The following is a 12902-nucleotide window of genomic DNA, read 5'->3' as shown; positions in this document are numbered from 1 at the left end:
GCGCCCGCGCGGCCCGGCGGGCGGGGGGTGTCGTCCGGGACTGCATGATTTTTGGCGCCCCCCGATTGCTTCGACCGGCAAGGCTTCCCGCGCGCCACAAATCACGTTTTACGTCCCGGACGACACCCCACCCCGCCCCCGCCCCCGACCCGGCTGGGTGCCGGCTAGGGGCGAGAACCAGCCATTCGGCGGGCTGGCGTGCAGGTTCGCGGGACGGTCAGGTTTCGGGTGCTTCCGGAGCTTCCAGCGCTTCCGGTGCTTCTGATTCCTCGGGTGCCGCCGGCGCTTCGGGGTCCTCAGGTGCCTCCGATGCCTCGGGTGTCGCCGACGCCCCCGGTGCCTCGGCCAGGAGGCGGGTGAGGAGGCGGAGGGCGCCGCGTTTGTGGAGGGGGTCGTTGCCGTTGCCGCACTTGGGGGACTGGATGCAGGACGGGCAGCCCGCCTCGCACTCGCAGGCGGCGATCGCGTCGCGGGTCGCCGTCAGCCAGGCGCGGGCCGTGTGGAAGGCGCGCTCCGCGAAGCCGGCGCCGCCGGGGTGGCCGTCGTAGACGAAGACCGTGGGCAGGAGGGTGTCGGGATGCAGCGGGACGGAGACCCCGCCGATGTCCCAGCGGTCGCAGGTGGCGAAGAGCGGGAGCAGGCCGATGGAGGCGTGCTCGGCGGCGTGCAGGGCGCCGCCGAGGATCTCCGGGTTGATCCGGGCCTCGTCGAGCTGGTCCTCGGTGACCGTCCACCACACGGCCCGGGTGCGCAGGGTGCGGGGCGGCAGGTCGAGCTTGGCCTCGCCGAGCACCTCGCCGGTGATCAGCTTGCGGCGCAGGTAGGAGACGACCTGGTTGGTGACCTCGACGGAGCCGAAGCAGAGCCGTCCGCGGCCCCAGGGGACCTCGGTCTCGGTCTCCAGGACGGAGATGGAGGTGGTGTCGCGGGCCGTGGTGGAGAAGGGCGGGTTCGACTCCTCCACCAGGGCGACGGAGTCCTCCAGGTCCAGGTGGTTCACGAGATACGTGCGGCCCTGGTGCAGGTGGACGGCCCCGTCGTGGACGGCCGTGTGGGAGGCCGACTCGTCGACCGTGCCGAGCAGCCGCCCGGTGGAGGCCTCGACGATCTGGACCGGGCGGCCGCCGCCGCCCCGGATGTCGGTGAGGTCCGAGGCCCGCTCCCGGCGGGTCCAGTGCCAGGCGGCCGCCCGGCGGCGCAGGAGCTTGGCCGCCTCGAGCTGGGGGAGGAGCTCGGCCGTCGCGGGGCCGAAGAGGGGGAGGTCGGCCTCCGTCAGGGGCAGCTCGGCGGCGGCCGCGCACAGGTGGGGGGCCAGGACGTACGGGTTGTCGGGGTCCAGGACGGTGGCCTCCACCGGCTGGCGGAACAGCGCCTCCGGGTGGTGGACGAGGTAGGTGTCGAGCGGGTCGTCGCGGGCCACCAGGACGGCCAGGGCGCCCTGGCCCGAGCGCCCCGCGCGGCCGGCCTGCTGCCACAGGGAGGCCCGGGTGCCCGGGTAGCCGGTGATCAGGACGGCGTCGAGGCCGGAGACGTCCACGCCCAGCTCCAGGGCGGTCGTGGCGGCCAGGCCCAGCAGCTCGCCGGAGTGCAGGGCCCGCTCCAGGGCCCGGCGCTCCTCGGGGAGGTAGCCGCCCCGGTAGGCCGCGACCCGCCCGGGCAGCGAGCGGTCGACCGCGGCGAGTTTCTCCTGGGCGATCAGCGCGATCAGCTCGGCGCCGCGCCGGGAACGGACGAAGGCGACCGTGCGGACGCCCTGGACGACCAGGTCGGTGAGGAGGTCGGCGGTCTCGGCCGTCGCCGTACGGCGTACGGGGGCGCCCTTCTCCCCCTTGAGCTCGGTCAGGGGCGGCTCCCACAGGGCGAAGACGACCTCGCCGCGCGGGGAGGCGTCGTCGGCCACCTCCACCACCGGCAGGCCCGTCAGCCGGGACGCGGCGGCCGCCGGGTCGCTCGCGGTGGCGGAGGCCAGCAGGAAGACGGGCTCGGAGCCGTAGCGGGCGCACAGCCGCCGCAGCCGGCGCAGGACCTGGGCGACGTGGGAGCCGAAGACGCCCCGGTAGGTGTGGCACTCGTCGATCACGACATAGCGCAGGGCCCGCAGGAAGGAGGACCAGCGCGGGTGGGCGGGGAGGATTCCCCGGTGGAGCATGTCGGGGTTGGTGAGGACGTAGTTGGCGTACTGGCGCACCCACTCGCGTTCCTCCACGGGGGTGTCGCCGTCGTACACGGCCGGGCGGATCGCGTTGCCGAGCGGGCCGGCCAGTTCCCGTACGGCGCGCCGCTGGTCGGCCGCCAGGGCCTTGGTCGGGGCCAGGTACAGGGCGGTCGCGCCGCGACCGTTGGGGGCCTGGGCGCCGTCCGCGAGGGCGGAGAGCACGGGGGCGAGATAGGCCAGCGATTTGCCCGAGGCGGTGCCCGTGGCGACGACCACGGACTCGCCGTCGAGCGCGTGCTCGGCGGCCGCGGCCTGGTGTTCCCACGGATGTTCGATCCCCGCGGCCTGGATGGCGGCTACTACATCCGTTCGGATGCGGTCCGGCCAGACCGCATGACGACCCTCCCGAGGGGGCAAGTGCTCCGTATGGGTGATGCGCGCAGCCCGGGAAGGCCCCCGTGACAGCCGGTCCAGAACCGTGCCGGGGGTGGGTCGAACGTCCGCGGGTGCCGTGGGCGGACCGGGACGGTGAGTGTTGGCCATTGGAAGTGAGTGTGTCACCGGCGTGCGGGACAATGGTCCCAAGGCGTCGTGCGCGCCTGCCGGTAAGTGATTGAATGCCATCGCGGCAGCCAATCCCTCGCCTACCTTCGGGTGGGGAGGCCCCTGGGGGGCGCCGCTCGATAGCAAGGTGCTGGAGGATCCGTGGACCTGTCCCTGTCGACTCGCACTGTCGGCGACCGTACGGTCGTGGAGGTCGGTGGCGAGATTGATGTGTATACCGCGCCCAAGCTGCGCGAGCAGTTGGTCGAGTTGGTGAACGACGGCAGCTACCACTTGGTTGTCGACATGGAGCGAGTGGACTTCCTCGACTCCACCGGGCTTGGTGTGCTCGTGGGAGGCCTCAAGCGCGTCCGCGCGCACGAGGGCTCGCTGCGTCTGGTGTGCAACCAGGAGCGCATCCTGAAGATCTTCCGAATCACCGGTCTGACCAAGGTCTTTCCGATCCACAACTCGGTGGAAGAGGCTGTCAACGCCACCGACTGACGACTCTCGGCGGCGTAGCGGCCGATGAGGAGCGGGGGGTACCGGGCCACAAGCGGTCCGGGCCCCTGTAAGGCACGCCCGTAGTCCGAGGGGGATGCGCATGGCCACCGTTGAACTGCGCTTCAGCGCCCAGCCCGAACACGTCCGGACGGCCCGCCTGGTCGCGGCCGCCGTGGCGCGGCGGGCCGGTGTGGAGGAAGCCGTCCTCGACGAGGTTCGCCTCGCCGTGGGCGAGGCCTGTTCGCGCGCCGTCGGACTGCACCGCAGCAATGGGCTGACCGCGCCCGTCCGGGTGGTGCTGACCGAGGAGGAGAAGGTGTTCTCCATCGAGGTCGGCGACGAAGTGCCCGGGCCGGCCGGCGGTCCGTCGGCGGGCGTGTCCGGAATCGATGCCGTCCTGGACCCCGACAACGAGGGCGAGGACGAGATGGGCCTCGCGGTGATCAGCGGTCTGGTCGACGACGTCGAGGTGATCGCCGGGGAGTCCGGCGGGACGATCCGCATGAGGTGGCCCGTCTCGGGGACCTCCGAGCTGCCCTAGCGGCCCTCCTGGGCCTTCCCGCGCGCCTTCCCCGGCTTCCGCGCGCCCTTCTTGGCTCCCCGCGCCACGCCCGGCTTCCCCGCGCCAGGCCCGGCTTCCCCGCGCCACGCCCGGCTTCCCCGCGCCACGCCGGGCTTCGCCGCGCCTTCGGGCCCCGGGGTGGTGGGGCGGCTTTGAGTGCCGTGGTGGGGGTCTGCCGACGGGAGGACGGGTGGGTGCCGGTAAGGCGGTGAGGCCCCGGTCCGGTGGCTCCCGGGAGTGCGGGCCGCGCGTGGCGACGTATCGTCCGATCTTCTTCTGATCCTTTTCCGATCACTGTTTGATCTTATTCAAGGCCCTGCCGAGCAGGGCCTTTTCTGCGTTCGTAGATCGAAATCCTAGATCAATGATCAGGCGTCAATGCCTTTGCCCCATTACCACTTTCGGGGGTAATGGAGTGACCGGATCTATTGGTGAGGAGCAAGTGCAGGCCAATTCCGTTTCCTGCGTACTGTTTTGATCGGGTCGCGCTCCCTACAATCCGTCCACATCTTGAGCTCATCACGTCAAGGAGGACGAATGACGGGGCTCTTCACCCCTATCGCGCCCGGTCGCACCACTGACCTGGCATCCGCAGTACTCACTGATGACAATCGGCTCATCGTGATCATCATTGCGGCCGTGGCCATCGCCGCGCTCGTCGTCGCGCAGATCCTGGTCCGCCAGGTCCTCGCCGCCGACGAGGGAACCGAATCCATGAAGAAGATCGCCGCTGCCGTCCAGGAAGGCGCCAACGCCTACCTCGGCCGGCAGCTGCGCACGCTCGGCGTCTTCGCCGTCGTCGTGTTCTTCCTGCTCTTCCTGCTCCCCGCCGACGACTGGACGCAGCGGGCGGGACGTTCCGCCTTCTTCCTCGTCGGCGCGCTCTTCTCCGCCGCCACCGGCTACATCGGCATGCGGCTGGCGGTCCGCGCCAACGTGCGCGTCGCCGCCGCCGCGAGAGAGGCCACCCCCGCCGAGGGAGAACCCGCCAAGGACCTGACGGAGGTCTCCCACAAGGCCATGCGGATCGCGTTCCGCACCGGCGGCGTGGTGGGCATGTTCACCGTCGGCCTCGGCCTGCTCGGCGCTTCCTGCGTCGTGCTCGTCTACGCGGCCGACGCCCCCAAGGTCCTCGAGGGCTTCGGCCTCGGCGCCGCACTGATCGCGATGTTCATGCGCGTGGGCGGCGGCATCTTCACCAAGGCCGCCGACGTCGGCGCCGACCTGGTCGGCAAGGTCGAGCAGGGCATTCCGGAGGACGACCCGCGCAATGCCGCGACCATCGCCGACAACGTGGGCGACAACGTCGGAGACTGCGCGGGAATGGCCGCCGACCTCTTCGAGTCGTACGCCGTCACCCTGGTGGCGGCCCTCATCCTCGGCAAGGCCGCCTTCGGCGACCTGGGCCTGGCCTTCCCGCTGATCGTCCCCGCCATCGGGGTCGTCACCGCGATGATCGGCATCTTCGCGGTCTCCCCGCGGCGCACCGACCGCAGCGGGATGACCGCCATCAACCGCGGCTTCTTCATCTCCGCCGTCATCTCGCTGGTGCTGGTCGGGATCGCCGTCTACGCGTACCTGCCGGGCACCTACAAGGAGCTCGTCGGAGTCGACGACGCCAAGATCTCCAGCCACGCGGGCGACCCCCGCATCCTGGCGCTCGTCGCCGTCGCCATCGGCATCGTGCTCGCGGCCCTGATCCAGCAGCTCACCGGCTACTTCACCGAGACCAACCGGCGTCCCGTCCGGGACATCGGCAAGTCCTCGCTGACCGGTGCGGCCACCGTCGTCCTCGCCGGCATCTCCGTGGGCCTGGAGTCCGCCGTCTACACGGCGCTGCTCATCGGCCTCGGCGTCTACGGGGCGTTCCTGCTCGGCGGCACCTCGATCATGCTGGCGCTCTTCGCGGTGGCCCTGGCCGGCACCGGCCTGCTCACCACCGTCGGCGTCATCGTCGCCATGGACACCTTCGGGCCGGTCTCCGACAACGCCCAGGGCATCGCGGAGATGTCCGGCGACGTCGAGGGCGCCGGTGCGCAGGTGCTGACCGACCTGGACGCGGTGGGCAACACCACCAAGGCCATCACCAAGGGCATCGCCATCGCCACCGCCGTGCTCGCCGCGGCCGCGCTCTTCGGCTCGTACAACGACGCCATCGCGAACGCGGTCAAGGAGGTCGGGGCCAAGGCCGACGAGATGAACCTCAGCCTGGACATCGCCCAGCCCAACAACCTGGTCGGGCTGATCCTGGGCGCGGCGGTCGTGTTCCTGTTCTCGGGCCTCGCGATCAACGCCGTGTCCCGTTCGGCCGGCGCGGTCGTCTACGAGGTGCGCCGCCAGTTCCGCGAGCACCCCGGGATCATGGACTACACCGAGAAGCCCGAGTACGGGCGCGTCGTGGACATCTGCACCAAGGACGCGCTGCGCGAACTGGCCACGCCCGGCCTGCTCGCCGTCCTCACGCCGATCGCCGTCGGGTTCTCGCTCGGCGTCGGCGCGCTCGGGTCCTTCCTGGCCGGCGCCATCGGCACCGGCACCCTGATGGCGGTCTTCCTCGCCAACTCCGGTGGCGCGTGGGACAACGCGAAGAAGCTCGTCGAGGACGGGCACCACGGCGGCAAGGGCAGCGCGGCCCACGAGGCCGTCGTCATCGGCGACACCGTCGGCGACCCGTTCAAGGACACCGCCGGTCCGGCCATCAACCCGCTGCTCAAGGTCATGAACCTGGTGGCGCTGCTGATCGCCCCGGCCGTCGTGCAGTTCAGCTACGGCGCGGACACCAACCCGACCGTGCGGGCGATCGTCGCGGTCCTCGCGATCGGCGTCATCGTCGGCGCCGTGTACGTCTCCAAGCGCCGCGGCATCGCGGTCGGTGACGAGGGCGAGGGCGAGGGCGGCAGCGTGCCCGCCGAGCGGGTGGCCCAGCCGGCCGACCCGGCGGCGGTCTCGTCCTGATTCCAGGGCCCCGGGTCTCCTGACGGGGGCTCGGGGCGTTCCCGCTCGGGGATCCTCGAGCGTACGCCCGAATGGCGGACAGGCGGCGCGGACTGACGCGCCGTCCGTCCGCCTTTGCGTTTCCCGGATGGCGGGCGTGTATCTTCCGGGCCGAGAGCCTTCGAAGGGACCAATCCGGTGAACAAGAAGCTTGCGGCCGCGGTATCGGGCGCTGCGGTGCTGATGCTCGTCCTGTCCGGCTGCGGCGGGGACGACGGCGACAAGAAGACCGATGCCTGGGCCAAGAAGGTCTGCGACAGCTGGCAGCCCGAGCTCAAGAAGATCGAGCAGGCCAACGCCGACATCAAGCGGGTGGCGACCGAGAGCAGCAAGCCCGAGGAGGTCCAGTCGACCGACTCGGCGGCCTTCGGGACCATGTCGGAGTCGTACAAGGCGATGGGTACGGCCTTGCAGGGGGCGGGTGTTCCGCCGGTCAAGGAAGGCGAGAAGACCCAGAGCGCCGCGGTCAAGGGCTTCGAGGAGACGGCGCAGGGCTACACCGCGCTGAAGACGAAGATGGACGCCCTCGACCCCAAGGACCAGAGCAAGTTCGCGGAGGGGCTCAAGGACGTCGCGGGCGGCCTCGAGGAAGCCACCAAGGGCGGCAAGGAAGCGCTCGACCAGCTCAAGTCGGGCGGGCTGGACAAGTCGATGAACAGCCAGAAGGGCTGCCAGGTGACGACGCCGTCGCCGGCGAAGTCCTGAGCCGTAGGCGAAGTCTTGGAGCGTTCCGCCGCGTTGACGGCGGCGGTACGCGGACCGGAGCGGCCGGGGTCCTACGGGGACCGCGGCCGCTCCGGCGCGTTCGGGGGGCGGTACGGGGTGAGGCGGGCGGCAGCGGCCACAATGGACGGGTGAGTACCACCAGCCTTTCCTCCGGTCTGCCCGCCCGCCTCCCCTCGTCCGACCGCGCCGCCGAGCTCCGCGCCGCGCTGCTCGCCGCGGGGTTCACCGCCGACGGGCTGCTCGACATGCTCGGCGCCCCGGCCTACGCGGCCCTCGCCCGCAGCGAGACGGTCCCCGCCCTGCGCGCCACGCGCGGCCGCGGGGACGGGCCGCTCGCGAGCCTGGTCCGGCTGTTCCTGCTGCAGCAGCCGGTCCCGTACGCGCACGCCGCGGCCGCGCTGCCCGTGGAGGCGGCGCTGGCCGACGGCTGGCTGCGCCGGGAGGGCGACCAGCTGCACGCCACCGTGGACGTACGCCCGTACGGCGGTCCGGACGGCGAGGACTGGTTCATCGTCTCGGACCTCGGCTGCGCCGTCGGCGGGGCCGGCGGGATCGGCAGCCGCGAGGAGGGCGTGGTCCTCGGCGTCGGCGGGGCCTCGACCACCCTGGCCGGGATCACCGTCCGCACCCCGGTCGGTTCCGCCCTCGACGTCGGCACCGGCTCCGGCATCCAGGCGCTGCACGCCGCGCAGCACGCGACCCGGGTCACCGCGACCGACGTCAACCCCCGGGCCCTGGAATTCACCCGGTTGACGCTCGCGCTCTCGGGGGCCCCGGAAGCGGAGCTGCTCGCCGGATCGCTGTTCGAGCCCGTCGGCGGGGCCACGTACGACCTGATCGTGTCGAACCCCCCGTTCGTGATCTCCCCCGGCGCCCGGCTGACGTACCGGGACGGCGGGATGGGCGGCGACGACCTGTGCCGGACCCTGGTCCAGGAGGCCGGCGCCCGGCTCAACCCGGGCGGGTTCGCCCAGTTCCTCGGCAACTGGCAGCACGTGGACGGCGAGGACTGGCACGAGCGGGTACGGGGCTGGGTGCCGCGCGGCTGCGACGCCTGGATCGTGCAGCGCGACGTGCAGGACGTCACGCAGTACGCGGAGCTGTGGCTGCGCGACGCGGGCGATCACCGCACCGACCCCGCCGAGTACGAGCGGCGGTACGAGGACTGGCTGGACGAGTTCGAGGCCCGCAGGACCAAGGCGGTCGGCTTCGGCTGGATCACCCTGCGCCGCAGTGACGCGGCCGAGCCCTCGATCGTGGTCGAGGAGTGGCCGCACTCGGTGGAGCAGCCGCTGGGGGAGACCGTCCTCGCGCACTTCGCCCGGCAGGACTACCTGCGCGACCACGACGACGCTGCCCTGCTGGCGGGGTACTTCCGGCTGACCGAGGAGGTCGTGCAGGAGCAGGTCGGAGCCCCCGGCGCGGAGGATCCGGAACACGTGGTGCTCCGGCAGAACCGCGGGATGAGGCGCGCCACCAAGGTCGACACGGTCGGGGCGGGCTTCGCCGGAGTGTGTGACGGATCACTGAGCGCGGGCCGCATCCTGGACGCCATCGCCCAGCTGGTGGAGGAGGACCCGGTGGTCCTGCGGGACCGTACGCCGGACGCGATCCGGATGCTGGTGGAGCAGGGGTTCCTGGAGCCCGTGACGGAGTCGGGGGAGTAGTCCCGGCCGCTGCCCCGGCGGTCGGAGCCGATGCCCGCCGGGCGGTCGGCACCAGGATGTAACCCGGGGTTCGCCCGGCGTATCCCCTGGGCTGAAAGCCTCCGGGGCAGCGGGATTCGGGGGGATCCCGGGAGCGGCCCAGGGGATGAAGGGGAATGGTGTGGACGGCGGTGCGGCGATCTTCGCGGCGACCGCGTTCCCGCTGTTCGGGGCCGTTCTTCCGGCTTTGACGGGGGCGCGCGCCGGGCACGGCGCGCCGGTGGCCCGGAGGGTGCGCTCCCGCCACGGCCGTGGCGCCGGCACGGCTCCCGCCGGCGGGGTACCGGCGGCCCTCGGGGCCTGAGGCCCCGGGAGGCGGAAACCGCCGGCCGGGGGGCGCCGGCCCCCGGGCGGGGTGATGCCGGGGCGGGTGCCCGCGCGGATCCGCCCCACGGCCGGGCCGGGTGCGCGGCCGGCCCGGGTGCGCGGACGCGCTCGCGAGCGGCGCGCCGGTTTCGCCGGGTCCGCGGATGTGAGTCCGGCCGCAAACGCCGACGTGAAGAGGGGTGCGGGGGCGGGGCCAGACGGCCCCCCGGCCACTCTGCCCAGTGATCGCGGAGGGCCTGGCGCGGCATCCGGGCGGCAGAAACGGCACTTGTCGGGTTACCGTTCGAGTGGCCGTTGCGGGCTTCTGCCGTTTGACACGGGGGCGGGTTGTACCGTCACACTCCGCAGCGTCGCCGTACTGCGACCGAGTGCCGACCGGAGAGAAGAGCCAAGTTGTCCCCGACTAGCGAGACCGCAAAGGGCGGCCGCCGACTCGTCATCGTCGAGTCCCCTGCCAAGGCGAAGACGATCAAGGGCTACCTCGGCCCCGGATACGTCGTCGAGGCGAGCGTCGGGCACATCCGCGACCTCCCCAGCGGCGCGGCCGAGGTTCCCGACAAGTACACCGGTGAGGTCCGCCGTCTCGGCGTGGACGTCGAGCACGACTTCGCGCCGATCTACGTCGTCAACGCGGATAAGAAGGCCCAGGTCAGGAAGCTCAAGGAGCTGCTGGCCGAGTCCGACGAACTCTTCCTCGCCACCGATGAGGACCGCGAGGGCGAAGCCATCGCGTGGCACCTGCAGGAAGTCCTCAAGCCCAAGGTCCCCGTCCACCGGATGGTGTTCCACGAGATCACCAAGGACGCGATCCGCGACGCCGTCGCCAACCCGCGCGAGCTCAACCAGCGCATGGTCGACGCCCAGGAGACCCGCCGCATCCTCGACCGCCTCTACGGCTACGAGGTCTCGCCGGTCCTGTGGAAGAAGGTCATGCCGAAGCTCTCGGCGGGCCGCGTCCAGTCCGTGGCCACCCGTCTCGTCGTCGAGCGGGAGCGCGAGCGCATCGCCTTCCGCACCGCCGAGTACTGGGACCTGACCGGCACCTTCGCCACCGGCCGCGCCGGTGACGCCTCCGACCCCTCCACGCTGGTCGCCCGCCTGAACACGGTGGACGGCAAGCGCGTGGCGCAGGGCCGCGACTTCGGCTCGACCGGGCAGCTCAAGAGCGAGGTGCTGCACCTCGACGAGGCGAACGCGCGGGCGCTGGCCGCCGCGCTGGAGCAGACCTCGTTCGCCGTCAGGTCGGTCGAGTCCAAGCCGTACCGCCGTTCCCCGTACGCCCCCTTCCGTACGACGACGCTCCAGCAGGAGGCCTCGCGCAAGCTCGGCTTCGGTGCGAAGGCGACGATGCAGGTGGCGCAGAAGCTGTACGAGAACGGCTTCATCACCTATATGCGTACCGACTCCACGACGCTCTCGGAGACGGCCGTCACGGCCGCCCGGGCGCAGGTCACGCAGCTCTACGGCGCCGACTACCTGCCGGAGAAGCCGCGCGTCTACGCGGGCAAGGTCAAGAACGCGCAGGAGGCGCACGAGGCGATCCGACCTTCGGGTGATCGTTTCCGCACTCCCGCCGAGACGGGTCTGACCGGCGACCAGTTCCGCCTGTACGAGCTCATCTGGAAGCGCACCGTCGCCTCCCAGATGAAGGACGCGGTCGGCAACTCGGTGACCGTGAAGATCGGCGGCACCGCTTCGGACGGCCGCGACGCCGAGTTCTCCGCGTCCGGCAAGACGATCACCTTCCACGGCTTCATGAAGGCCTACGTCGAGGGCGCGGACGACCCGAACGCCGAGCTCGACGACCGCGAGAAGCGCCTCCCGCAGGTCGCGGAGGGCGACGCGCTGACGGCCGAGGAGATCACGGCCGACGGCCACTCGACCAAGCCGCCGGCCCGCTACACCGAGGCCTCGCTGGTCAAGGAGCTCGAAGAGCGCGAGATCGGCCGCCCGTCGACGTACGCGTCGATCATCGGCACGATCCTGGACCGCGGGTACGTCTTCAAGAAGGGCACGGCGCTCGTGCCGTCCTTCCTGTCGTTCGCCGTGGTCAACCTGCTGGAGACGCACTTCGGGCGCCTCGTCGACTACGACTTCACGGCCCGGATGGAGGACGACCTCGACCGCATCGCGCAGGGCGAGGCCCAGTCCGTGCCGTGGCTGAAGCGGTTCTACTTCGGCTCGGAGGACGCGAGCGAGGTCGTACCGGCCGAGGGCGACCACCTCGGCGGCCTCAAGGAGCTGGTGACCGACCTGGGCGCGATCGACGCCCGGGAGATCTCCTCCTTCCCCGTCGGCGAGGGCATCGTGCTGCGCGTCGGCCGTTACGGGCCGTACGTGGAGCGCGGCGAGAAGGACGCCGAGGGCCACCAGCGGGCGGACGTGCCCGAGGAGCTGGCGCCCGACGAGCTGACCGTGGCGTACGCGGAGGAGCTCTTCGCGAAGCCGAGCGGCGAGTTCGAGCTGGGCAAGGACCCGGTGAGCGGGAACGAGATCGTCGCGAAGGACGGCCGCTACGGCCCGTACGTGACGGAGATCCTGCCCGAGGGCACGCCGAAGACCGGCAAGAACGCGGTGAAGCCGCGGACGGCCTCGCTGTTCCAGTCGATGAGCCTGGACACGGTCACCCTGGCCGACGCGCTCAAGCTGATGTCCCTGCCCAGGGTCGTCGGCGTGGACGCGGAGGGCGCGGAGATCACCGCGCAGAACGGCCGCTACGGCCCGTACCTGAAGAAGGGCACGGACTCGCGGTCCCTGGAGACCGAGGACCAGCTGTTCTCGATCACCCTGGAGCAGGCGCTCGCGATCTACGCGCAGCCCAAGCAGCGGGGGCGCGCGGCCGCGAAGCCGCCGCTCAAGGAGCTGGGGACCGACCCGGTCAGCGAGAAGCCGGTGGTCGTCAAGGACGGCCGGTTCGGCCCGTACGTGACGGACGGCGAGACGAACGCGACGCTGCGGCGGGACGACGACGTCGAGACGATCACTCCGGAGCGGGGCTACGAGCTGCTCGCCGAGAAGCGCGCCAAGGGTCCGGCGAAGAAGACGGCCAAGAAGGCCGCCGCGAAGAAGGCCCCGGCGAAGAAGGCGACGGCGACGAAGACCGCCGCCGCCAAGAAGACGACGGCCGCGAAGAAGACGACGGCCGCGGCGAAGAAGACCACGGCCAAGAAGACGGCCGCGAAGAAGACGGCGGCCGCCCCGGCGGCCGAGTAGCCGCCGGCAGCCGGCCGCCGGCAGCCGACTGCTTCAGGGACAGGGCCCGTGCACCTCGCACGGGCCCTGTCCCCGTCCCGGACCGGATGGGTCCGGGCGGGTCCGGATGGGTCCGGGGTCACACCCGGACCTTGTCCACAGGGCTCCGCACCCGCCAAGCGCAGCGGATAGG

General features: G+C 71.7%; 7 protein-coding genes. 6 read left to right on the top strand and 1 reads right to left on the bottom strand.

Annotated features, from left to right (window positions below):
* Positions 1-217: 217 nt before the first annotated feature.
* Positions 218-2779, bottom strand: coding sequence for a DEAD/DEAH box helicase (locus tag ACWGDE_RS10895; protein WP_453388645.1), 2562 nt, complete (start codon positions 2777-2779; stop codon positions 218-220).
* 81 nt (positions 2780-2860) lie between these two features.
* On the opposite strand from ACWGDE_RS10895, the gene bldG reads away from it, so the two are divergent.
* The 6 genes from bldG (at position 2861) to topA (ending at position 12730) form a co-directional block, all read left to right on the top strand.
* On the top strand, positions 2861-3202 hold the full coding sequence (bldG, locus tag ACWGDE_RS10890) for an anti-sigma factor antagonist BldG (RefSeq protein WP_112451865.1): 342 nt from the start codon (positions 2861-2863) through the stop codon (positions 3200-3202).
* A gap of 100 nt (positions 3203-3302) precedes the next feature.
* The gene (locus ACWGDE_RS10885; RefSeq protein ID WP_453388644.1) at positions 3303-3743 is read left to right on the top strand and encodes an ATP-binding protein; all 441 of its coding nucleotides are present in this window, start codon (positions 3303-3305) and stop codon (positions 3741-3743) included.
* A gap of 558 nt (positions 3744-4301) precedes the next feature.
* Complete coding sequence (locus ACWGDE_RS10880) at positions 4302-6719, top strand: sodium-translocating pyrophosphatase (protein ID WP_453388643.1); 2418 nt, start codon at positions 4302-4304, stop codon at positions 6717-6719.
* 177 nt (positions 6720-6896) lie between these two features.
* Positions 6897-7463 carry a small secreted protein gene (locus ACWGDE_RS10875; protein WP_453388642.1) on the top strand — a complete coding sequence of 189 codons (567 nt, stop codon included), beginning with the start codon at positions 6897-6899 and terminating at the stop codon, positions 7461-7463.
* Positions 7464-7612: 149 nt separating this feature from the next.
* Complete coding sequence (locus tag ACWGDE_RS10870; RefSeq protein ID WP_453388641.1) at positions 7613-9151, top strand: DUF7059 domain-containing protein; 1539 nt, start codon at positions 7613-7615, stop codon at positions 9149-9151.
* A 759-nt stretch (positions 9152-9910) separates the two neighbouring features.
* Complete coding sequence (gene topA / locus ACWGDE_RS10865; RefSeq protein WP_453388640.1) at positions 9911-12730, top strand: type I DNA topoisomerase; 2820 nt, start codon at positions 9911-9913, stop codon at positions 12728-12730.
* The last annotated feature ends 172 nt before the right edge of the window (positions 12731-12902 follow it).

Source organism: Streptomyces sp. NPDC054956 (assembly GCF_053609185.1).
Note: the sequence above shows the minus strand (reverse complement) of the source record. Positions and strands in the feature narration are given on the sequence as shown.